We start from the raw sequence: 25,001 nt of genomic DNA on the forward strand, positions 1-25,001 counted from the left end.
CACATTTTGAGGTCCGTATGACTACTCTGGCAACTGTTGTATCCCTAATCGGACAAGCTTGGGCTGAAAACGCAAACGGCGAGCGCCGTGTACTTGAAGTGGGCGACCAGCTGGCTATTGATGAAACCTTGGTTTTAGAGAGGGGTGCGCGGGTTAATCTGGATTTTGGCGACAACCAGCAGCTAACGTTTTTAGGCGAACAACAGGTGACAGCCGAAGAGAGAGCAAACCTTGTTGAGCAGAGTGAAAGCCTTGCGCCTCTCGAGCCTAACGACCAACCGATAACGGACCCATCCACGCAGTCTAATCAAGGCACCTTTTCCGAAGGGCATGGTTTTGTACAGTTGGTGCGCATTGGCGAAATAATTGAAGCGGATGGGTTCACACCCGTAACCGTTGCGCGAATCCAAGAAGTGCTGCGGCCGCTTGGATTGAGCCTGCCGCAAAGGGAGCTGGAAAAAGGGTTTCGCGATGAGCACCTCGCAAATAGAAATGACGAGTACCTTGATGACGTTGATCCCTCGGGCGGTAATAACGACCAACCGGGAGAAAGTGGGCAAGAGCCAGGTGATGGTGGCGAACAACCGGGAGAAGGTGAGCAGCCGGGTGATGGAGATCAACCGGACGACGGTGATGAAGAGCCGGGCGATGGCGGTGATCGACCAGAGCTGAGTATTTCTATTGATGTGATTGCAGATGATGACATTATCAGCGCAGCTGAAGCCGAACAGCCAGTTACTCTGACAGGCACCGTAGGTGGTGATGCCCAGCCCGGAGATAAAGTGACCATCACCGTAAACGGAAAGGCCTATGAGACAACGGTGAATGCGGATGGTAAAACTTGGCAGACAGAGGTTCCCGGAAGTGAGCTTGTACAAGACAGAACCGTTGAGGCAACGATCACTAGTGGCTATTTTGAAGGCGAACCGGTTACCGCTGAAGCAGAACGCCCTTACCTCGTAGAAGTAACAAAACCGGTACTTAGCATTGAACTTGAAGGTGCAGGCCCCGGGGGCATTTACAGCGAGTCGGAAATTTCCAACGGAAAAGTGCCCGCGAAAGTTACCTTGGATAAAGACACGGTCAAGGTGGGCGACTTACTACAGGTCAAGACCCCAAATGGTGGTGTGCTACTTGAGCGCCCTGTGACACAAGAAGATATCGACAACGGCGTACGTGTGCAGGTTCCGGTTAGCCCGGGTCAGGGGAAAGTAACCGTTGAGGCTAGCATTACGGACCCGGTAGGCAACAGCAGTACTGATCGTGATGAAAAGCCGATAGATACTCTTCCACCATTGCTTACAGGCGCGTTGGACCCCCAAAACGACCAAGATGCTGACCCTATAAATCTTGATATCAGTGGGAAGTTTAGCGACGCCTTCAGCGGAAGCAACTTGATCTACAGTGCGGCCAATCTGCCTGGCGGCTTAACGATAGACCCGGGCACGGGTGTTATCAGCGGAAGGATTCATAGCTCCGCCAGCCAGACCGGTAATGTAGGCAATGGGGAATATGAAGTAACGATCACTGTTTTCGACCCTGCCGGAAACAGCACTCAGCATAGTTTTACCTGGACAGTGACCAACCCGGCTCCAACGGCTGCAGACGACAGTGGCAGCACAGATGAAGATACCACTCTAGTCGTTAATCCGAGAAATGGGGTGCTCAAAAATGATGTAGATCCGGATGGCGATCAACTTTTCGTTACCGGCATAGTTGCTGGTGGTAGCAAGCCCACCAGTGTAGGTGGGCTCGATACCGATATTATCGGTGACTACGGCACCTTAAAGCTGCAAGCAGACGGCAGCTATACCTATGTTCCTGATAAGACCAACCCAGATGTTCGCGCGCTGAAAGACGGCGAAACGTTAGAAGACATCTTCAGCTATACCATGACGGACCGAGAAGGTGGCGCTGATGACGCCACTTTGGTTATTACCATCAATGGTGTGAGTGATAGCGAGCCTACAATCATACCTAAAGACGAAAACGGTCCAGATGATCCAAACGATATTATTACCGCAGGCCATGCGACGGTTTATGAATCCGGATTAATAGCTGACACCCCTACTCAGAGCAAAACAGTAGAGGGCGAGATTACAGTTACAGCGCTAGATGGCCTGATAAGCGTCAAAGTGCATGGCCAAACCTTCGATTTAACTCAGTTGGCGGATTTGGAAAATACAGCCGTTGTTCTCGATACCGATTACGGAAAGTTGACTCTGAATGGCTTTACGCCGGACGAAGTTGACAGCACCATCGTTGGTGGCGAACTCAGCTATAGCTATGAGTTAGATATCCGCTTTGATAATGCGGCGCCCGGTTCGAATGGCGATCTGAACGGTTTTGATTCGATTGATTTGGAGGTGCTTGATGCGGGTAATACTAGTAAAAATGGCACACTCGAAATCAATATTATCGATGATGAGCCTGCTGTTTCCGAAAAGACTGTTACTCACTCTGTTGAAGTTGATGAAACGACGTTAGGCGTTCCGTCTACTGCGGTGAGCTTTGCCGATGCTTTTGACACTGCATACGGTGCCGACGGAGCTGCAAGCTCAAACGGGTTGGTGTATAGCTTCGAAATTGACACCACGCTAGCAACAGGTTTGATTGATACTGCAACGGGCGAAAATATTGAGCTGACAATCAGCGCGACGGGCGAGGCTGAAGGACGCACCGAAAGTGGTGACTTGGCCTTTACTGTACGTGTAGATAGTACCAATGGCGAAGTAACCCTGACTCAGGCGCGAGCACTTAAACATCCCGATAAAGCCAATCCTGATGATGCAGTAAGCCTTGTAGAAAATACATTAAAGCTGAAAGCCACCGCAACGGATGGTGACGGTGATGAAAACAGTGCCAGTATCAGTCTGGGTGACAAACTGGTGTTTAAGGATGATGGCCCAGCGGTTGAAGTGGAAGCAGGCTTCACCGCACCAGAGGTTATTGTCGATGAAACCTCTTTAGGTACTCCCTCGAGCGCAATCGCGTTTGCGGGCGCCTTTGTTGCCCCTGATTCTGGAGAAGATGGCGCGGCAAGTACCGATGCTCTGGTTTACAGCTTGGATATTGATCCAGCGATAGTGACTGGCCTGACAGACACTGCCACCGGGCAGGCGATTGTTTTATCCATCAACAGCTCGGGTGAAGTGGAAGGCCGTACCGACACAGATGGAGAACTGGCGTTTACCGCCAGTGTGGATAGCAACACCGGCAAAGTAACCCTAACCCAATCGCGCGCGCTTAGTCATCCAGATACAAGTGATCACGATGATGCAGTCAGTCTGGCTGAAAACGCGCTAAGCCTAAAAGCTACCGCGACCGATGGCGACGGCGATGAGGCCAGTGCCAGTATCAGCTTGGGCGACAAACTGGTGTTTAAGGACGATGGCCCAGCGATTGAAGTGGAAGCAGGCTTCACCGCACCAGAGGTTATTGTTGATGAAACCTCTTTAGGTACGCCATCAGATGCAAAAGCGTTTGCAGGTGCTTTCAAAGCCCCGGATTACGGCGCAGATGGCGCGGCTAGTAGCGATGCACTGGTATATAGCTTGGATATTGATTCAACGACAAGCACTGGACTTATCGACACGGCGACCGGGCAAGCCATTGTTCTAAGTATCAATGGGTCGGGTGAAGTGGAGGGCCGAACCGATGTAGGCGGCAATCTGGCGTTTACGATTAGTGTGAACAGCGATGGTGAAGTAACCCTGACTCAAAGCCGTTCAATGCAGCACACGGACACGGACGACCCTGATGACGAAGTTACGATCGCTTCAGGAACCATCAAGCTTCACGCTACTGCCTTGGATGGTGACGGTGATACAGACAAATCTGATGGTGTTGACATAGGTGGCCAATTTACCTTCAAAGACGATGGCCCAACGATTGATGGCAGTGAGGTGGGCGGTGATGGTTATGTTAGTGATAACGCCATTGTTGATGAAAGATATCTAGCTTCAGGTAGTGAAAGTGATCCAAGCAAACTAATCGTTGGCAAAAACCTACCGATTGACTTCGGTGCGGATGGCGCGGTGAATGCTGTTGGTGATATAGGTCTTACGTTTAATAGCAATATCCAAGACCTTATCGACTTAGGGCTGAAGTCGGGTACTACAGATTTGACTTATGCACCTAGCACCGATGGTCATACCATCACTGCTACAGCAGGGGCTAACGACATCTTCACCATCGAGCTTAAGGTGGCTGCAGATGGCACACCAAGCTACGAGTTCACCCTACAAGGCCCGCTGGACCACACCTTGGATGCCGGTGGTGCAACAGCAGAGAACATCGTTCTGCCCTTTGACATCAAAGCTACCGATGGTGACGGCGACTCAGTTGATCTGAAGTTCAAAGTGGAAGTGATAGATGATACACCGCCAAGCGATACACGTGAGCTAGAGGTCAATGAAGACGACTCCGTGAGCTTTAGTAACGCTGACATCAACCAGACCACGACCACTGTAATTACAGATGCAGAACACGGTACCGTTACCATTGGTAATGACGGCACTATTACCTACATGCCAAACGAAGACTACCGCGGGAGTGACAGTTATACCTACAAGGTAGTCACCGATGGTGGCGAGTATGAGCGTACGGTGAATATCACCGTTAAGCCGGTGGCAGATGCACCTTTGTTTACTGACCGTACTGATGACGGGGTTGTGGAAACTCCGGAAGATACTGAAAAATCACTGGAGCTAAAACTTCCTGCAATTAAGGATACAGGCGCTACTGATCAGAAAGATGTGGGTTATGCAGGTTCGGACTACTCCGAGCTGGTGGGCGCTATTACCCTTGAAGTAAAGGATGTAGATACCACCGTCGTAGGGGCTGGTGTTGCTCAAGATGTGGTGCTGCAGACAGTGATTAGTGGCGCGACTAAAGAGCTCAAGCCAGCTACTGATGGCAAAATCACCATTGTGATTACTGACCAAACAGATTTTCACGTTAGCAATATCCAAGCATTACACCCAGAGGGTACGGCTAATGGTGTCTATCATTTAACCAAAGATCAGTACGAGGCCATCACTGCCCATCCAGCCGAAGACCGTCACGAAAACTTTGAAGTTGAAGTGTCGGTGAAAAGCTACGAAGTGGATGCCTCTGGCGAGGCATTGCCTGATGCTGATGTGGGTGGCACTAACGGCGCTGAAAGCACACAAACCATCACCGTGGATGTGCATGCGGTGACTGATGATGTGGGCCTTAAAGTTCAGGACGACGACACTCAAGCAGGTGTGACGGTTGTTATCTCAGACGCTGATAAAACTGCTGACATCACCTTTGATGAAGACACCTCGTTCAATCTGACTAACATCCTTGCGCCTGAGGCTTTTAAAGACACCGATGGCAGTGAAACCCGTTATTTAGGGCTAAAAGGCTTGCCAGATGGTACGACCGTTACTGTTGGTGGAGATGACTATGTGATTGGTGGCAACGCGCCAACAGTCAACTTTGGCGGAACTATTGGCGAGATTCCTGCGCTTACGCTTGCAGGTACCGAAACTAATTTGCCAGATATCACCATCACCCCACCTAAGGATTTAAGTGGTGACCTGCCAGCTTTTGAAGTTATTTTAGGAGCACTGGACAGTGATAGCGACAGTGCAAGTAACCCTGGCTTTGTTCCTCCCGTAGTGGAAACTGACAGCGTCACCATCAAATTACATATCAAGCCCGTAGGCGGAGATGTAGCAATTGAAGGCGCGGAAGGTGATGAAGACACTGCTATTAAGTTCCTAGAGAACATCAAGGTTACTGATGACAGTACAGCGATAGGAACACTCGGTGAGGTGATTACCGAGGTGTCGTTCACCGTACCAGCGGGTTGGACAGCTGACGGTTCAGATAACTGGACGAACGCCGAAGGGCAGACGTGGACGATGACTGAGCCAGTAGCAAGTACTGATTGGTCAGGTGCTTGGGTTGGTAATACCTACACCATTACTTTTGATACCAGTCCTACTGGGATCACTAAAGAGGCACGTGAAAACATCCTCAAAGAGTTCACTGTCACACCCCCTGCGCACAGCAGTAAAGACATTGACTTAAGTGTTGAGGTCACCAGTGTTGACCACAGTATTATTTCAGGTGGTTCATCCAGTGATCCTGCTAGCAAGATAGAAACGCTCACTGTTGTGGTTAAGCCTGTTGCGGAGCTAGAGGATACTGACTCGGATAGTGCTGATGGCAATGATGTCACCATGGTTGGCGATCACGTCTACCAAACCACAGGTGAAGAGGATGGATGGTTTGCTTTAGGTGATGAAACATCGACAAGCTTTAAGCTCAGCGCCGGTTGGTCTAACGAAGATGGCAAGTGGGTGGATGATGGCTCAGGTAACTGGTTCGTAGACACCAGCAATGGCCGCAGCGAAGACACCTTTGCATTGTTAACGCCTTATATGACCGTTAATAACGATGCGCGTCCTGGTGCAGCTACGGCTGGAACCTTGGATGGCAGCGTTTTCACCTATGAGGGTCCAGGCGGTACTGTCACTCTTCCTTTCGCTGGCGAGCCAGTGAAAATCCCTATGCAGTACTTGGACACAGTCCAGTTCAAAGGTCCAGCAGACTGGTCGGGTGTGGTTAAAATTAAGGTTCAAGCCGGAACTGTCGACTATGACGAAGATGATAATGCAGCAACTGATCTAGAGGCTTCTGGCGAGTCATGGCTGACGAACTTGATCATTGAGCCCCGTGCCGATCAAGTGACGCTGAAAGTCGATGCCATCATTAAAACACCTGAAGACACACCAGTAGCTCTCAATATTAATCCGACCAGTAGCGGTCTTGACGAAACTTTTAATGTCACTATTGATAAGATTCCAGTCGGAGCGACCGTAGACTACTGGTATTTCAATGAGTCAGGTACATCTACTCAAGGTACCTTTACTGGTAGCGCTGGGAATACATCAGTTGAAATTATTAACTTTGATAAGGCTAATCAGCCAACGCTAACGCCACCAAAAGACAGCAACGTCACTATTAACCTTGATATCACCGCACAGTCCGTCGATACCCTCACTTATATTGATAGCGGCGGGACAGAGCAGACGATTACGGATACGGATCCAAGCAAGAACCAAACTCTGCCAACAGAGGTTCAGGTACAAGGTGTGCCGGATGATCCAATATTGGGTTTGGTGCAAGACAAGGTCTACGCAGAGGATGCTGGTGATCAAAATACAGGGCAGTTAAAAGTCGCGCTCAGTGATTTAATCACCGAGCTTAAATCCGGTGAAACCGGTGTTGGTGGCGCAGGCCCTGACGGCTCTGAAACCGTCACCTTGCGTATAAGTAATCTGCCTGAAGGCTTCAATCTGGAAAACGCTGGCCCTGCCTTAGGGGGCAGTGGTGAGAGCCGTGTATGGGTAATCACAGAAGCCCACTTAGCTACCGTTGAAATTACTGTACCAAAGCACTATAGCGGTACGGTTAAATTTACTGCGCAGCCGGTGGTCACTGAAAACGACAACCCGTCGGAGATATTCTTTGCTCCGCAAAACGTCAGTTTCGACATTACCCCGGTGCCAGAGGCAACCCTGTCGATCAGTTCAAATCTCATCGAGGACACCATCGGTGAGCTCGAGCTTATGCCTGTGGGGGATGACTCAGACGAGTACATCAGTACTGTGCGTATTAAAGTGAGTGATGTGACAGATAAAGAACTGACTCTCTTCACAAATAGCGATGGCACTGGAACACCAGCTACAGAAACTATCAGTGGTGATGAATACTATGTGTTTAACGTAGCAGCGGGGCAAGAAGCACCTAATGTTTACGTCAAAGGCCCAGCTAACTTCAGTGGTGAGAAAACGCTAAACATTGAGTATGAGGTCACAGACCCAGTGACTTCGGGGATAGGCAGTGCGGTTGCTGAGTGGAAAGCAGCCATTACCCACACTCTAAACTTTGCCGCAGCCACCGATGAGATTGACCTGACGCTGGGTGATATTACAGGTGGTACTACTGATGCTGGCGTTACAACTGCACAGAAGGGTGACACGGTAACCGTTGGCCTGAAAATCACGCAAAAGGCTGATACTAATGCTGGTGGCGCTCAAGATGCCGATGGCTCTGAGAAGTTCATCCATGTGGTTATTTCAGATGTGCCGGCTGGCGTGAGCGTCAATGGCGCAATAGAAACAGCACCGGGTGAATGGTTAATGACGGTTGGTTCTGAAGCGTTTAACGCTGCAGAGCTGACACATAACCTAGAGTTCGTGGTCAGTGGTTATGCGAATACTTTCCAAGAAGCAATTACCATCACCACCTACACTCAGGATACCGGTGCAGAAACCATTGAAGAAGACAGCATCCAGTGGACGTTAAACTATGTCAGCGATACGGGACCGGACCCAGTCGATTTGCCTGAGCTGACCCTGACAGCAATAGATACCCCACAAACAGAGGACGTGTCGTTTGTGTTAGGGAGTGTTGTCACAGGTGCGGTGAGCAGCGGCTCAACGACTGACCCGTTTGATCTAACCGTGACAATACGTACCACCCCAGATGATGAAACAGCCTTTGCGGGCATGACGCGTACCCTTGTTACCGAAAGTGGACAGCAAGTTGCGCTATGGACTGCAACCGTCTCAGGGGTCACACAAGGGAGCGCTCAAACAGCGCTGGATAATTTGCTGGGCGGTATCACCGTGACATCACCACAGGATGCCAACTCGAATAATATCGCTGGCGGCACCTTAGACTTGGATATCAACGTTTCTGCCCATGCGCATGGCATCAGTCGTGATGCCCAAGCTACACCGAAGCTGCCAATCACGCCGGTTACTGATGATCTCGTTATAACCGTTAGCGAAAGCGTGGTGGATGAAGGTGAAAACATCGACCTCACTATCTCACTCAGCAGTGAGAACGGCGCCGATGGCACGCTTGGCGCACCTGATACTGGCTGGATAGTGGTAGACGATACAGTGTTTATACACATCGCTGATGGTTTGGACGGTGAGTTGTATGTTAATGGCATTGAAAATTTAGGGTCAGTAACGGCACCAACAGGCGCGCCAGCACTCTCGGATGGTAAGTACTACGAGGTATCTGTCGCTGATTTAGACAAACTGCAGTTTAGACCCGATGCAGGAAGCCCTCACCAAACCGGCTCACTGGGCGTCACGGTTTGGGCTGAACACCAAGAGAACAGTAGTGGGGGCTCGAAAGTATCTGAAGGAACCGGCTCACTGACTATTCAGCAGTCTAATAATGGTTATGAGGCAACGATTACCGCAGCAGGTGAGGAAGCACAAACCGGTGGCGATAAAGAAAAGGCGATTGAGCTTAATTTTGGAGCTGATGCTGGCTTAGTGGACCCAGCTGAAGAAGTCAGCTCGGCCTATATCAGTGGCTTGCCCTCGGGCTTCACTGTATATGCCGGTCCGGATGCTACAAACGCTACCATGGCCAATAACGCCGGTAACGAGACGTGGGTGGTTCCAGTCACTGGAGGTGCGCTACCTACCTACATCGCGATTTTACCGCCAGCTAATTGGAGTGGCGGTTTAACGGGGTTGAATCTGACCGTGCTCAGTGGGCATGCAGGACTGGCTCCAACACCCACTGAGTTACCAATAGCCTTTGAGGTGACTCCGGTTGCCAGCGGTATTACCCTAAGCCCAACTCTCAGCTTTGGTGATGCAGGTGAGCTGATTGCGTTAAACCTCAACGCATCGATGAAAGACCCCATTGCAGCCACAGGGGCAATCGGTGATACGCACACCGAGCGTACGGAGTTAAAGCTAACTGGCTTCCCAGGTGGCGAGAAAGTGCAGTTCTTTATCGGCCCAGAAGTGGGTGACGGTACGCTGGATGGTCGTGTTGCTTACGATAGTGGTAGCAATGAATACACTATTCGTGATCTCACTCAAACTGAGCTGGATAGCCTGCAGTTTGTGCATGGCACAACAAGTGGTGCAGAGCAAGTCGGCATTGTAGCAAAGACCTATGAGGTAGATGGTTCAGGTAACCAAGTGAGCGGCTTCTCTGATGAAGTCACTTCAACAGTGAATATCAATGTCTCGCCTGTTGTCGCCACCTCAGGAGCTGATAAGTTCCTGTGGGAGGGCACGGCCATTAACGGCTTCGGCGGTGAGGATACGGTTCAGCTGCGCTTTGGTGATGATCTTGGTTCAGGTGACTTCAGTAAACTTGAAAATATTGAAATTATTGACATGAAGGACTCCGGAGCCAACAAGGTAGGAGAGGGTGCAGGCCTTAGTATTCAGGATGTGTTGGATATGACCGATGAGAACAATGCACTGAAAATCGACGGAGATGGTGATGATTCCATATTCCTGAAAAACAGCGAATGGACAAACGCCGGGAGCGACGGCAATGGCCATACGGTCTACACCGATGCGACCAGCGGTGCATCGTTAAGTATTTCAGAGCAGATTACGAGCATAACCATGGTCGATTAAGATCACGTAGCGACTTTATTCGCCACCCCAAACGGAATATGCACCATAGGAATATCTCCAGCATCAGATTCTAGGTGCGACCGCTGGTCGTCAAAGAACATATGGGGCTTGAGTACGTTCAGGATGCGGTCTTTCTTCATGCCACCTAGGAAGAAAACCTCATTGGCGTTCACGCCCCAGTGTTCCAGCGTTGTAATCACGCGCTCGTGGGAAGGGGCGTTGCGAGCTGTCACAATCGCGGTTCGCAGCACTCGCTTGTAATCCGTGTCGTCCGTTAATGCTTGGTCTTCCAGTGTTTGCAGATGTGAAAGCTTACGGAACAAATCCGCCAGCGGGCCGGGGCTGTGGGGGATTTGGGAGCGGGAGGTTTCATGCTCCTGAAAGTCTTCCAGAGAGCCGGCTTTGTAGACTCGTTCAGAAGCGTCATCCGCAATCACGCCATCAAAATCGAACGCAATGCGAAGCTCTGTATCTGTTTCATCGTCTACCACCTTACTAGGCAGTACGGTGCCAGCCGCGTAGCCGTAGTCGATTGCCTGGGATACGTCACTGGCGTTGGCAGAGAGAAACAGCGAAGCATTAAATGCCGGAATGTAGGCGTAGGGTGATTTGCCCTCGAGAAATGCGGCACGGGTAATGTCCAGACCGTGGTGGTGAATGGAATGGAATACCCGCTTACCGGTAATTACCGAGTTCCGCGAAAGCAGTACCACTTCAACCGGACACTGCTCTGGGAACTTCTGGTTAATACTCAAAAAACGCCTTACGAAAGGAAAGGCAACACCCTTACGCAAAGGTTTGTCCAGATTGGCTTCCTGATGCTTCCGGTAGGCCTTTTCCCCCTGCTCACGAAACACACGGTCAGACTTCGATAGATCAAACAGGGCGCTTGAGGCCACCGCGATCACGAGTTTGTCTTCAATGGGGTAGGGCATGGTTAAAAGGTTCCTTTCTGGAAACGTCAGGGCTCAGTTTTCATATCGTTCTTATGGTCAGGCAAGAGCGACGCGAATACCTTCTCCCATAGCACTTCATACCGCTTTTTATGCCAACCAATATGGCCAATGCGCTTCTGATTGATCTCTTCAGGTGTTACGCGAATGTGCTGTTGTGGCGCATTGGCAAAAAACTCATGCAGCATCCGCACATTAGTAGACGACATCATTTCGTCATCGGAAAACTCAATGGCAGTAATGGGGGTGCGCACACTGGCAAACCGCTCACGTAGCCAGTCTCCCTCGTAGCCTACGGCGTATTCTTCTTTCAGGCACCAGCGACGCCATTGCATGATGACCCCTTTGGGCATGTCACACATAAGTTTTAGGCGGTTGCCGGGGAAATAGCCGGCAATGGGCACAACCGAGGGCACAAGAACGTACCAGAGGAACCAGGCAATGCGCTTGGTGGGTGGTGAATTGTGCCACCAGGTACCTGTACCGCAGCCAACGGTAATCACCTGGTCGATATCTGGGTTATGCCCCATAAAACCAATCATGTGGCCGCCCACACTGTGGCCGATCCAGATGAGTTTCAAATCGTTATATTGTTGTTTAACGAAACCCAGAATGGCTGGGCAGTCATATTTACCCCAGCTTAAAATGTCACTTTTGCTGTCCTTTACGCGGCCGTTCACAGAAAGCCCCATGCCCTCATAATCAAACGTCAGGGCATGGAATCCTTGAGTATTCAGCCAGCGTGCAAAGTCATCGTACAGATACTGGGCAACGCCGGTAGCAGGCGCAAGAATGCAGAGGCCACGGACTTCTTCGCAGTCGGCTGAAAATAGGCGAGCCGTCAACTTGTGGCCGGCTTCAGTAGAAATGCTGTGAGTGTGGGGCTGGTTCATTACTGCTTCTCGGGGACTGATTGTTTAGAGTTCGTGCGCAAATAGTGCTGAATTTGAGGGCATGTTGGCAAATTATGTTGATAAATTTCTCAAAATTCGTGAAGTTGGTGCTACATGGTGCGGTAGCCCGTTCATATTGGGGGGAATGTCGCGACGTTTTGCGCCAGCGGCAACCAGTGCCGCCTGACTGCTCTGGTATTCCAGGAAAGAAGCATCCAGTATAGAGTTTGGAAAGCCAACTATAATACGACCTACCAGCAACGGAGGCTTTACTATGGCAACCCTTAACCAAGTGCGTCACGATCACGCCAACATGGCTCGACTTCTGCACGTACTCTTGCTCCGGCATGAGTCTTTGACCCATGGTGATCGCCCGGACTTTCACCTGATACGCGAGGTTGTGGACTATATTCTCGACTACATGAACAGTTTCGTTGGTCCTCTGGAGCGACTTTACAGCGAGCATCATGTGGCGAAGAAGTTCAAGGAAGGCGAGGTGGGCCAGCAGTTGGCCGAAGACTATCAAGCCTTGCGAGAACGCCTGAACCTGCTTTCCGAGAATATTGACATGATTCTTCTGGATGCCGTGGTTCCCATGGATCGTTTTGCCGATGATCTCAAGGCGTATCTCGATGCTCACCTTGCTTATCTGCGTGCAGAGCGGGAGCTGCTGTTTCCCTTCTTCCGTGAAAAGCTCTCAACTGAGGAGCAAAAGAACCTGCTCAAGATGTTGCCAGAGGGCGCGCAGGCCAATCTGGCGAGACTCAAAGAGGACTACCCGGAGCTGTACGACGAGTTTAAGGCAGCGCCTTCCCCCTTTTCCTAGTCTTATTCTGCTGTCGACAAATGGCTTCTGATTAGCTCGGCTAACTGCTTGGCAGGCTCTGAAGGCCTGCCAGCAGGCCGGTGCAGTGCAATCTCAACCGATTGAAGGGCGGGCATGCCACTGCGCTCGTCCAGCACTCGCAGTTGTGGGGTGAGCATGTTTCGTGTGATCACCGCGACTGCCAACCCCGCAGCAACAACCGGCATGAGCCCGGTCATGGACTGGCTTGAATAGGCCATTCGCCAATCGCGCCCGGCGTTCGTTAACGCCTGTTCGGCGACATCTCGGAATACATCAGCCCCCGGCGAGTAAAAGGCCAAAGGTATCGGGTCGGTCAGTGACGGCTGGGCATTGGCTCCTACGGCCCATAACAAAGGCTCGCGCCGGATGACCTCACCGCCGGGAGACCGCGCCTGGCGGGTTACCACAGCCAAGTCCATGGTGCCTGCCTGTACTTGTTTGACCAACTCCACGCTTGAGCGACAGGTAACCTGCAACTGCACGGCAGGGAACTGCCGGTTGAAATGAGACAGTACCGAGGTCAACAGAAAGGCATAGTCCTCCGGGATTCCAAGGTTTAGTTCTCCGGAAATTTGACGCTGCTGCACGTCATCAATGGCTTCGTTATTAAGCTCCAGCATTTTTCTGGCGTAACCCACCAGCTTCTGACCTTCTGCGGTAAATCTTATGCGTCGTCCGTCCCGCTCATGGAGCGGAACGCCAAGTGCTGTTTCCAGGCGGTTTAACTGCATGCTCACAGTTGACTGGGTGTATGCCAATCTTTCGGCCGCAGCGGTTACTGTGCCTGTGTCTGCAATGGTTACCAGCGTAAGAAGCATGTTCAAATCGAGTATGCGGTTTCTCAATATATCAATCCTCGTGATGCTATATATCAAAATCGATTGATATTGTGATGAATAGTAAATGCTTATCCTGTCACTGTCGAACTCAATCCACTCTTCAATCCACCCATAGAAACAGGAGCCATGACGGTGCAACTTATCGCAAACCCTTCCCGCCCACTTTATGTCAGTATCACTGCCGCCCTTTTTGCCGTTGTGCTCTGGGCTGGCGCGCCTTTGCTAGTAGATTTGGCCAGCTCTGTTCCACCTTTTCAGCTCACCGCTATTGCGTTGATTAGTGGGGCGATCGTGGCCTTACCAACGAGTCTTCGGAAGCGCGGAAGCCGAAAGCTCCAAAGTGTTCAAGTGCCGCTTTCTCTGCGATGGAAACTGGCTATTTATGGCTTGCTGCCAACCCTGATACTCGGTGCTATTGGTGGTTATCTCACAGGCGTTGGTATGGCTCCGACTGCTGAGGCGGCGTTAATAACTTACACCTGGCCAATTATGTTTATTGTGATCAGCCAGTGGCTGTTTCATCGCAGGATTCCGCTTCCCGTGCTGTGCGGTGCGCTTATCGCATTTTCGGGAGCGGCGGTCTTGCTGTCACCGGGAACCGGAACTGAGGGGTTTTCTCAGTACCTGCTCGGCTATGCGCTGGCTTTGATGGCGGCTTGCTGTTGGGCTTTGTATTCATGGGTTTGTCAGGCAGCGCCGGTAGCTGTTGCACCGATTATGCCGGGGCTTTTTTTGCTGGCCGCCTTGGGCGCCGCAATCGCAGACATTCTTACAGGCGCAGCTTTTGGGCTGCCGTCGGGCATCGCTCTTGTGGCTGGTATTGGTCTGGGTGTTGGGCCGTACGGGCTCGCCATGGTGGCTTGGGATGTAGCTCTGCGCAGCGGGCCAGCAGCACTGGTTGGGAGCCTTGCCTATGGCGTGCCTGTTTTAGCGGCTGCGTTTCTGGTTATTGCCGGAGTTGCAGCGCCGGATTGGCGCTTACCAACGGCTGCGTTGTTGGTCGTTGTGGGGTCGTTTGTGGCAAGTAATCTCCGGCCTGCTAGCTAACGCAGGCCCGGCTACTGACCTTTTAATCACCACTGCCTACGGGAATCATCTGGGTGTTTTTGATTTCCCGTAAAACGAAGTTGGAATTTACCTGCGCTATGCCTTGCAAGGTAAAGATCTTTTCGTTGAGAAAGCGATCATAACTGGCCATATCCGGCACGATGATTCGCAAAACGAAATCGGCGTTTCCGGTAACTGCAAAACACTGTAGCACTTCGGGATAGCTACTCACCTGTCGTTCGATTTCCGCCGTGCTGTCTATGGTGTGTCTTTGGAGTGACAGGTTTACCAACACGCAAAGGCCATGGCCGATGCGCTCCGGTGTCAGGTGTGCGCTGTAGCCTTTAATGACACCACTTTCCTCAAGGGCTCTTACACGTCGCCAACAGGCAGCCGGTGAGAGCCCTACCTGTTCCGCGAGTTGCTGGTTACTGATTCGGCCATCCCGTTGCAGAATCGCTAGGATGCGTTGGTCGAGTTTATCCAGCTCCACCTGTTTCATTTGGTAACACCTGTTTTTTATCAAAGGATCTTTGTTTTAATTGTCATATATCAAAGGATCTTGTGCAATCTATTAAAAGTCCCGCAAAATACGCAAGCACCTTTGGCGAACTTCCCTCTAGAATTTTGGTCATAAAATCGACAATAAAAGGAGGGCGCCATGTCCACCGACATCTCTCAACCCGATGTACCGCAAACCGATACACCCCAGCTCGACAATTACAAACTCGAGGATCGTTATCTGAGAAGTTCCGGGCGGGTATTTCTCACCGGCACCCAGGCACTTGTTCGAATCCCGTTGATGCAGGCTGCACTAGACCGGAAGCTCGGGCTTAATACCGCCGGTATGGTGAGTGGTTACCGGGGCTCACCACTGGGCGCTTACGATCAGGCTTTGTGGCAGGCCAAGACTCTGCTTGATGAAAACCGCATCGATTTCGTACCTGCGATTAACGAAGACCTCGCAGCAACCATCATGCTGGGCACCCAGCAGGTAGAAACCGATGATGATCGTCAGGTGGATGGCGTGTTTGGGATCTGGTACGGCAAAGGTCCGGGCGTCGATCGTGCTGGCGATGCGCTGAAGCACGGCACTACCTATGGTAGCTCCCCACATGGTGGTGTGTTGGTGGTGGCTGGGGATGACCACGGCTGCGTGTCGTCGTCCATGCCGCACCAGTCGGATGTGGCGTTCATGAGCTTTTTCATGCCCACGATCAACCCGGCCAACATTGCTGAGTATCTGGAGTTCGGCCTATGGGGCATAGCGCTGTCGCGTTATAGCGGCTGTTGGACGGGATTCAAGGCGGTTTCGGAAACGGTTGAAAGTGCTGCCTCGGTAGAGTTACCGCCGCTGCCCGAGTTTGAAACCCCTGACGACTTCACGCCACCTGAATCCGGCTTGCATTATCGCTGGCCGGATTTGCCGGGTCCGCAGCTCGAAACCCGTATTGAACACAAATTGGCAGCCGTGCAGGCGTTTGCACGAGCCAACCCTATTGACCGTTGCCTGTTCAATAATGCCGAGGCGCGCTTTGGCATTGTCACCACCGGCAAGGGTCATTTGGACCTGTTGGAAGCGCTTGATTTGCTGGGCATTGATGAACAGCGGGCCAGTGAGATGGGCCTGGACATCTACAAAGTGGGCTTGGTGTGGCCGATTGAGCGTCGCGGTATGCTTCAGTTTGTTCACAACAAGGAAGAAGTGCTGGTTATCGAGGAAAAGCGCGGCATTATCGAGAGCCAAATCAAAGAGGCGATGTCGGAGCCGGATCGCCCAGGTGAGGTTCTGATTACCGGTAAGCAGGATGAATTGGGGCGGCCGCTAATTCCCTATGTTGGTGAACTGAGCCCCAAACTGATAGCGGGTTTTCTGGCTGCTCGCCTTGGCCGTTTCTTCGGTGAGGATTACAACGAGCGCCTGATGGCCATCAACAGCATGAGTAATGCGCAGGACCCGGGTGGCGTAAAGCGCCTACCGTATTTCTGCTCCGGCTGCCCTCACAACACCTCCACCAAAGTACCCGAGGGCAGTAAAGCGCTGGCCGGGATCGGTTGTCATTTCATGGCCTCCTGGATGGGCCGTAATACCGAATCCTTGATTCAGATGGGCGGTGAAGGCGTCAACTGGATTGGCAAGAGCCGGTACACCGGCAACCCGCATATATTCCAGAATCTAGGCGAGGGCACTTATTTCCATTCCGGCTCCATGGCGATTCGTCAGGCCGTTGCGGCCGGTATCAATATTACCTACAAGATTCTGTTCAACGACGCAGTAGCCATGACCGGCGGTCAGCCTGTGGACGGCCAGATTACTGTACCGATGATTGCCCAGCAAGTTGCAGCCGAGGGCGTGCGCCGGGTTGTGGTGCTCAGTGATGAGCCGGAAAAGTATGACGACTACAAAAAACTCTTCCCGGAGGACGTTACTTTTCACGATCGTACTGAGCTTGACAAGGTTCAGCGAGAATTACGCGATATCCCCGGCTGCACGGTGCTGATTTATGACCAGACCTGTGCGGCGGAGAAGCGCCGTCGCCGTAAGCGCAATACGTATCCGGATCCCGCCAAGCGGGCGTTTATTAACCACCACGTATGTGAAGGTTGTGGTGATTGTTCTGTTCAGTCGAATTGCCTCTCTGTGGTGCCACGCCAAACCGAGCTGGGCCGCAAGCGCAAAATTGACCAGTCTTCCTGCAACAAGGATTTCTCCTGCGTTAACGGCTTCTGCCCGAGCTTTGTGACTATTGAAGGTGGGCAGCTGCGCAAATCCCGCGGCATGGACACAGGCTCTGTGCTCACAGGCAAACTGGCCGATCTTCCAGACCCAGCCTTGCCTGAACTGGCTGGTTCATACGATGTATTGGTGGGTGGCGTTGGTGGCACTGGCGTTGTAACAGTGGGCCAACTTATTACCATGGCCGCGCACCTTGAGGCCAAGGGTACGTCGGTACTGGATTTCACCGGTTTTGCCCAGAAGGGTGGCACTGTGCTCAGTTTCGTTCGCATGGCACCGTCTCCGGATAAACTGCATCAGGTTCGTATCAGTAATGGCCAAGCCGATGCGGTGATCGCCTGTGATCTGGTGGTTGCCTCTTCACAGAAAGCGCTGGGCGTTCTGCGGCCGAATCATACCCGTGTTGTCGCCAATGAAGCCGAACTGCCTACCGGGGACTATGTGCTTTTCCGCGATGCGGATATGCAGTCTGAAAAACGTCTTGATCTGATCTGCAACGCTGTTGGTGATGAAAACTTTGCACAGCTGGATGCTAACGGCATCGCCGAGAAACTGATGGGTGATACGGTGTTTTCCAACGTGATGATGCTGGGCTTTGCTTGGCAGCGGGGCTTGTTACCGCTGTCGCAGGCTGCGCTGATGAAAGCCATTGAACTCAATGGTGTTGCGGTTGAACGCAATAAGGAAGCCTTTGGTTGGGGACGTATAGCAGCCACAGACCTCAAGGTGATCACCGATCTGCTGGATACCGGCGAGGTCAAAGTAGAAGAAGTAAAAGCCGAGCCAAGTTTGGACGATTTGATCAATAGCCGTTACAAGCACCTAGTGAGCTATCAAAACCGCCGCTGGGCAAACCGTTATACCCGGCTGGTACAGCAGGTGCGTGCGGCAGAGGAAAAACTCGGCGAGACCAACAACTTGCTGACTCGTGCCGTGGCGCAGCAGTTATACCGGTTTATGGCGTTTAAAGATGAGTACGAAGTGGCTCGTCTGTTCGCAGAAACCGATTTCATGAAAGAGGTGAACAACACCTTCGAGGGCGATTTCAAGGTTCACTTCCATTTGGCGCCGCCCATTATGAACCGCGGGACCGACGCACAGGGTAGGCCAAAGAAGCGTCAGTTTGGCCCTTGGATGTTCCGCGTATTCAAAGTTCTAGCGAAGTTCCGGGTGCTGCGCGGCACGCCTATTGATCCGTTCAGCTATTCCGCCGACCGAAAGATGGATCGTGCCCAACTGAGAGATTATCAACAACTGGTGGAGCGGATTGTCAGCGAGCTGGATACCAGCAACTACGATACCTTCTTGCAGTTGGCGGAACTTGGGGGGGAAGTGCGCGGCTATGGCCCGGTGCGGGAACAGGCAGCAGAGGCGGTTCAGGAGAAACAGACACAGCTGATGAAAGCGCTGGATACCGGCCGCCCGACACTGATTCGAACCAGTCAGATAGATAACAAGGAGGCAGATCATGTTTGAGGCGCTCAAGCAGCTACCCGCGGACCCGATACTGCAGTTAATGCAGGCGTTCCGGGAAGATACCCGGCCCAACAAGGTCGATCTGGGCATCGGAGTCTACAAGGATGATGCAGGTAATACGCCTATTATGGCGTCGGTACATGAAGCCGAGCGGCGCCTGCTGGAAGGAGAAACGACCAAAAGTTACGTAGGACCGGCGGGCGCTGCAGGTTTCAACGAGTCTATGGCGCGCCTGATTCTGGGTGAAAGCAGCGATCTGATCCGTGATGGCCGTGTCTCGGTTATTCAGACGCCTGGCGGTTGTGGAGCATTGCGTATGGCAGCGGAGTTTTTCCGCTTGTGCCAGCCGGATACCAAAGTTTGGGTCAGCACACCCACTTGGGCAAACCACATACCTTTGCTGGGTGGTGCTGGCTTGGATATTTGCGAATATCCCTATCTAAACCGGCAGACATTAACGGTGGATTTTCAAGCCATGCTCGACACCCTTGAAGGTGCCGAAGCAGGGGATGTTGTGCTGCTTCATGGCTGCTGTCACAACCCTTCCGGTGCCGATCTCACGTTTGAGCAATGGCGAGCAGTAACCGAACTGATTCAGCGTAAAGGCCTTTTGCCTTTCGTGGATATGGCCTATCAAGGATTGGGCGAGGGCCTTGAAGAAGACGCAGCTGGCTTGCGTTATTTGGCGAGCCAAGTGCCGGAAATGGTTATAGCTGCCTCCTGTTCCAAGAACTTTGGTCTTTACCGGGAACGCACTGGCGCTCTGATGCTGATTTCGGCCACCGCAGCGATTAACCAGGCGGCAACCAGTCAGTTGCTGAGCGTTGTGCGCTCCCATTACTCGATGCCCCCGGCCCATGGTGCCGCCATTGTAGAAACCATTCTGGGTGACGATGTTCTGCGCGCTAACTGGCAGGGCGAGTTGAATGCCATGTGTGAGCGCATTCTTGGCCTGCGGCATGCTTTTGCAGATGCCTTGGCGCCAGCAGGCGACTTCGGCTTTATTGCACGCCAGCGAGGTATGTTCTCGTTTCTGGGCATACCCCCGGAACAGGTTCGCCAGCTGCGGGAAGAGCATGGCATTTACATGCTTGAAAGCAGCCGAGTAAATGTGGCTGGCCTGAATGCGCGGGTATTGCCGCAAGTTGCCAGCGCGATACGCGGCCTTATCTAACCATCACTTATTCCTTTAATAGCAAGGTACCAGAGCCTCTCTCGCAGAGGCTTTGCGTTATTACGATTCGACAACAACAACTATTCGGAGAGCGCAATGAACGAGACGGTTCACCCCCACCAACAGGCTAATAACCTCTGGACCTCAAAAATGGCCTTTATTCTGGCCGCAGCAGGCTCCGCCGTCGGGCTTGGCAATATTTGGAAGTTTCCTTACATCACCGGTGAAAATGGTGGTGGTGCTTTTGTTTTGGTTTACCTCGCATGCATTTTCCTGATTGGCGTGCCGGTTCTTATTGCAGAAATTATGCTTGGCCGCCGCGGCGGGCAAAGCCCAATCGCAACCATGCGCACCCTTACAAAAGCCGAGGGTACGTCCAAAGGTTGGCGCATCATCGGATGGAATGGCGTGGTGGCGTCTTTTTTGGTGCTTTCTTTTTATGCCGTGATCGGCGGCTGGGCGCTGGTTTATATTGGTAAGGCGGCCATCGGGATGTTCGTTGGCGCGGACGCAGAAGCCATAGGTGGGCAGTTCAACAATCTGCTGTCCAATCCTTGGGAGCTGTTGCTATGGCACACGGTCTTTATGGCCATTGTTGTGTTTATAGTGGGGCGCGGTATTCGTTCAGGCTTGGAAAAAGCCGTCAACATGCTGATGCCACTGCTGTTTTTACTCCTGATTGTGATGGTTTTCTATGCCATGGGCAGCGGCAGTTTCGGTCGCGCTGTCAGATTCATGTTCTCGCCGGACTTCAGTCGTCTAACTACCGAGGGCGTTTTGGTTGCCCTTGGCCATGCGGCGTTTACGCTAAGTATTGGTATCGGTGTTTTGATGGCATACGGCTCTTATCTGCCCAAAAACATCAATATTGCCAAAACTGCCATGACCATCGCGGTTCTGGATACCAGTGTGGCTTTGCTTGCGGGGCTTGCCATCTTCCCGCTGGTGTTTGCCAATGGCCTTGAGGCGGGCGCCGGGCCGGGACTGATTTTTGTGACCTTGCCACTAGCCTTTGGTCAGATGGGCGGCGGCATTGTATTCGGTACTATCTTTTTTGCATTGCTGTTGGTGGCGGCCATTACTTCGGCTATTTCCATGCTGGAGCCGGTTGTTGAATGGCTTGAAGAGCACAAGGGGGTAACCAGAGTAAAAAGTGCAGTGGCTGGCGGTTTTGCTGTCTGGTTTATCGGCATAGGCACAGTGCTGTCGTTTAATCTGTGGGGCGATGTGCATCCTCTGGGCTTTATCGGCTTCTTTGAAGGCAAAACCGTATTCGATCTGCTCGACTTTCTGGTCTCTAACCTCATGATGCCGTTAGGCGGTTTGGCCATTGCGCTGTTTGCAGGCTGGATTATCCGGCGTGAGGGGCTTGCAGAAGATATCGGCCTGGAAGGCGGTGCGTTCAAAGCCTTCATGGTGGTACTGAAGTTTGTAACCCCGGCAGGTATCGCGATCGTGTTCCTCTATAACCTGATTTGAGGGAGCCAGACGGGACACTAGTCATCCATGCATTTACTGTAACTGTTCCGGTCATAGCAACCAATGTACGGTAGGGGTCTCCCATAAACCGGTATCGGGTCAGGAGATAGCCCGTAATGCGCATTGCTTGGAAACCACTTGGCTGGGGCCTGTTTGCAGTCGTTGCACTTGCCGTGCTGGTTGGCATTCTGACAGCTCGCCATTTATGGAGCCAGATGCTGGAGCAGAACGGCATTGAAACTCTGGAATGGCAAGGGCTGGATTTATCCTTCAGTGGTGTATCTGTGCGCGAACTGAAGTTGAACCAGTCCCTGCCGGCAAGAGATCTGGTCTTACACAGTCAGAACTTGTCACTGGGCTGGCGCTGGCCGGAATGGGGGAGCGGGTGGCAGCCCCAGCTCACCAGACTAACAGCCAGTTATTTGGAGCTAGATCTCGACGCTAAACCAGTGGAGCAGACGGAACCGCAACCGTCGAGCCAGTGGCAAGCAGAGCTGCTGGCATGGCTGCCTGCGGAAGTTGGTGTTCAAAAATTTGAAGTGACATTGCCCTGCGAGACAGGCCACTGTTCACTGGAAGGCGGCTTAACCATAACCAGTTCGCGATCGATTCCTGCTTCGGACGCTGGCCCAGATATCCCCTCGCTCGTGGCAGCAAGCGGACGGCTCCCGGTAAAAGCCAATGTGCAGCTTGACCATAAAGGTCATCAGTTGGGCGTGTCCGCAATTCTTGATAGCTCCGGGCGCGATAATCTGAATGTCTCCGCAGAGGTATCCATTGATGGCAAAGAGTATCTGACGGCTTTTTCAGACTACACTGCCCGGAATACTAAGGGTTTGGCATCCTGGAGCGGCTCTGTTGAAGTGCCAGACTTACCGCAAACCGACTGGTTGCTGGCTTGGCTGCACACCTGGCAAAACATACCTATAGAACAGTGGCCGGATCAGCCGGATACCGGCTCACTAGCAGCCAGCTGGAATTTGTTAGGCCCCGGAGATACCAGTTTTTTGTCCGGCGCAACAGGGAGCGTGAAAGTACATGCGTTGTTGCCACAACCCTGGCCGGCACCGGGGGTTGGAAGTATTAGCGGCAATGCTGAAATTGCGATGAAGCTAAACGAGGGCGACTGGCAGCCGGAAACCATGCAGGCCGATCTGGAATTGAGACACCCGGCCTCTTGGATCAAAAAGATACCGGAACTGATGCGTCCGGAATACCTCAAGTTGTCCGTTAGGCCTGCACAAGCTATCGCCGCTCGCCCCTCCTTGCCTCCTGCAGCCCAAATCGATCCGGAACAGCCCCTGCTGCCGTTAAAACTGGAGTTGACCAGCCGAGGCGGTGCAAACATCGCTATCCGCTCACATTTGGCCGTGTCCACAAGCTCTCCTTGGGGGGCGCAGCTTGGGGATACTCAGCTCACTGCGGCGCTACCCCAGCTGGAGGTGGCTGGCTGGCGGATGACCAAGCCCACGGCGAAAGCTTCTTTCACCGGTTGGCTTGATACCAGTGCTGCGAGGCTAAAGTTCACTGAGCCTACAGTGTTGGAAGCTGAGAAACTTGAGCCGGTATCCGACACTGCACCTGCGGATAGCATGTTGCTTAAGGCGCTGCGCTTGAGTTTCTCCGGAGCGACCCTGAGTGCAGGGTACCGTCAGGAGCAAGGAAGGCTAGATCAACTTTCGTTAGCAGGGCCGGTTGGCGTCACGTTAAAACAGATTCGGCACACTCAGCTACTGCCGCAGTCCTGGCTGTTCAACGGACATGTAAATGCCAACCTAGACCGTGCAGACGTTAAAGGGATCCTAAAAGCCAAAGCCGGTACATCCATGAATCTCGACGTGGCTTTTCCCTACCGAGGCTCATTAGTGCTTGAGGCCAAGACGCGAGTGAGCGGGGAAAGTGGGGCAGAGGCGCTGTCTCGTATATTTACTGCGTGGCCACCATTACTTATGATCTCTGGCGGTAATGTCAGTGCCAATGCGACCCTTAAAAAACCACAAAATGGCACAGTGCAGTTGGCCGGGAAGCTGGCATTTGCCGATTGGAGTGGCACTTATGACCGCACCGCCTGGAGTAGGATGAATGGGTCTGCGAAATTCTCCCTTGAAAGTGAGCGCATTAAATTAGATGTGCCTGAGCTGACTATTGAAGAGATTAACCCGGGGCTGCCGGTTGGGCCGTTGCGTTTTGTGGGTGACTACGAGGCTTCTATTGCGCAATTGGCATCTGGAGAGTTGGCTCTGGAAACTGCCCATCTAGGTGCGCTGGGTGGCGATGTAAACATTCAACCCGGAAACTGGGATCTGGCGCAAGCGCCGGTGACAATTCCCGTTGAGCTTAACAAGCTTAGTCTGGCTCGGCTTTTACAGTTATACCCAGCAGAAGGTCTGGCGGGCACAGGCATTCTCAGTGGAACTGTGCCCGTTCTCTTTGATCCGGCTATCGGAATAAAGATAGAGCAAGGCCGTATTGATGCGGTCAAACCGGGCGGGCGCCTGCAGGTAACAGCAGAGCGGCTCAAAGCGCTTGCCAGCCAGAGCGAATCTATGACGCTGGTTGCGCAAGCGCTAAAGGACTTCCGCTACTCCGTGCTCGATAGCGGTATTGACTATGATGAAGACGGCACCCTAATGCTGAAACTCCACCTTGAAGGCAACAGCCCGGAGGTTGGAAAAGGGCAACCTGTGGTGCTGAATATTAATTTGGAGGAGAACATTCCAGCGTTGCTGACCAGTTTGCAGCTAAGCGGCAGAGTTAGTGATGCTGTCGCGGAAAGGGTCAAAAAATTATTGAAGAACCGCGAACGTGATTCCGGCGACCTGTTAGAGTAAAGGATAACAAAGGAGTACATCGATATGACGCAATTTGGTTCGAGGTTTCCCCGGCGCTTGTCCGCTCTATGTGCGGGCCTAGCTATGGGTGGTTTAGTCGTTGCGTGCACCCCGACCGTTCAGGTCGCTGCGCCTAAAGAGCCGATTACAGTAAACCTTAACGTGAAAATTCAGCACGAAATTTACGTGAAGGTCGATAAAGATGTAGAAGACCTGTTCAGCGAGAAGGGCTTGTTCTGATTGCCTTGGTATGTTGTTCAAACGATTTTTTAAGGAG

Annotated in this window: 12 protein-coding genes; 8 read left to right on the plus strand and 4 right to left on the minus strand. The window is 52.3% G+C overall.

The annotated features are described in order from the left end of the window. Positions 1 to 17 precede the first annotated feature (17 nt). Positions 18 to 10,448, plus strand: a complete 10,431-nt coding sequence (locus tag MWU62_RS08480; RefSeq protein WP_247114433.1) for a DUF5801 repeats-in-toxin domain-containing protein — start codon at positions 18 to 20, stop codon at positions 10,446 to 10,448. Between the two features lie 2 nt (positions 10,449 to 10,450). On the opposite strand, the gene MWU62_RS08485 is transcribed toward MWU62_RS08480, so the two are convergent. Both MWU62_RS08485 and MWU62_RS08490 read right to left on the minus strand, forming a co-directional pair. After that, entirely contained in the window at positions 10,451 to 11,383 is a 933-nt protein-coding gene (locus MWU62_RS08485) for a 5'-nucleotidase (RefSeq protein ID WP_247114434.1), read from the minus strand. A gap of 26 nt (positions 11,384 to 11,409) precedes the next feature. Further along, positions 11,410 to 12,294, minus strand: coding sequence for an alpha/beta hydrolase (locus MWU62_RS08490; protein WP_247114435.1), 885 nt, complete (start codon positions 12,292 to 12,294; stop codon positions 11,410 to 11,412). A gap of 274 nt (positions 12,295 to 12,568) precedes the next feature. Here MWU62_RS08490 and MWU62_RS08495 point away from each other — a divergent pair, with 274 nt between their 5' ends. Continuing rightward, complete coding sequence (locus tag MWU62_RS08495; RefSeq protein WP_247114436.1) at positions 12,569 to 13,120, plus strand: hypothetical protein; 552 nt, start codon at positions 12,569 to 12,571, stop codon at positions 13,118 to 13,120. Positions 13,121 to 13,122: 2 nt separating this feature from the next. Here MWU62_RS08495 and MWU62_RS08500 read toward each other — a convergent pair whose 3' ends face one another. After that, positions 13,123 to 13,986 (minus strand): LysR substrate-binding domain-containing protein, encoded by an 864-nt coding sequence (locus MWU62_RS08500; protein ID WP_247114437.1) that lies wholly within the window; start codon positions 13,984 to 13,986, stop codon positions 13,123 to 13,125. A 120-nt stretch (positions 13,987 to 14,106) separates the two neighbouring features. On the opposite strand from MWU62_RS08500, the gene MWU62_RS08505 reads away from it, so the two are divergent. Further along, the gene (locus tag MWU62_RS08505) at positions 14,107 to 15,027 is read left to right on the plus strand and encodes a DMT family transporter (protein WP_247114438.1); all 921 of its coding nucleotides are present in this window, start codon (positions 14,107 to 14,109) and stop codon (positions 15,025 to 15,027) included. A 22-nt stretch (positions 15,028 to 15,049) separates the two neighbouring features. On the opposite strand, the gene MWU62_RS08510 is transcribed toward MWU62_RS08505, so the two are convergent. After that, a complete protein-coding gene (locus MWU62_RS08510; RefSeq protein ID WP_200361484.1) occupies positions 15,050 to 15,529 on the minus strand; it encodes an Lrp/AsnC family transcriptional regulator in 480 nt (159 codons plus the stop codon). Positions 15,530 to 15,688: 159 nt separating this feature from the next. Here MWU62_RS08510 and MWU62_RS08515 point away from each other — a divergent pair, with 159 nt between their 5' ends. From MWU62_RS08515 to MWU62_RS08535, 5 genes are all read left to right on the plus strand, one after another. Beyond that, positions 15,689 to 19,240 carry an indolepyruvate ferredoxin oxidoreductase family protein gene (locus MWU62_RS08515; protein WP_247114439.1) on the plus strand — a complete coding sequence of 1,184 codons (3,552 nt, stop codon included), beginning with the start codon at positions 15,689 to 15,691 and terminating at the stop codon, positions 19,238 to 19,240. After that, entirely contained in the window at positions 19,233 to 20,414 is a 1,182-nt protein-coding gene (locus MWU62_RS08520) for an amino acid aminotransferase (RefSeq protein ID WP_247114440.1), read from the plus strand. The genes MWU62_RS08515 and MWU62_RS08520 overlap by 8 nt, the downstream gene beginning before the upstream one ends. 96 nt (positions 20,415 to 20,510) lie before the next feature. Continuing rightward, a complete protein-coding gene (locus tag MWU62_RS08525; protein WP_200361481.1) occupies positions 20,511 to 21,893 on the plus strand; it encodes a sodium-dependent transporter in 1,383 nt (460 codons plus the stop codon). A gap of 116 nt (positions 21,894 to 22,009) precedes the next feature. Beyond that, positions 22,010 to 24,724, plus strand: a complete 2,715-nt coding sequence (locus MWU62_RS08530; RefSeq protein ID WP_247114441.1) for a YdbH domain-containing protein — start codon at positions 22,010 to 22,012, stop codon at positions 24,722 to 24,724. Between the two features lie 84 nt (positions 24,725 to 24,808). Next, complete coding sequence (locus MWU62_RS08535; protein ID WP_247114465.1) at positions 24,809 to 24,964, plus strand: YnbE family lipoprotein; 156 nt, start codon at positions 24,809 to 24,811, stop codon at positions 24,962 to 24,964. Positions 24,965 to 25,001: the final 37 nt, after the last annotated feature.

This window comes from Marinobacter sp. S6332 (genome assembly GCF_023016045.1).
Classification (GTDB): Bacteria; Pseudomonadota; Gammaproteobacteria; order Pseudomonadales; family Oleiphilaceae; genus Marinobacter.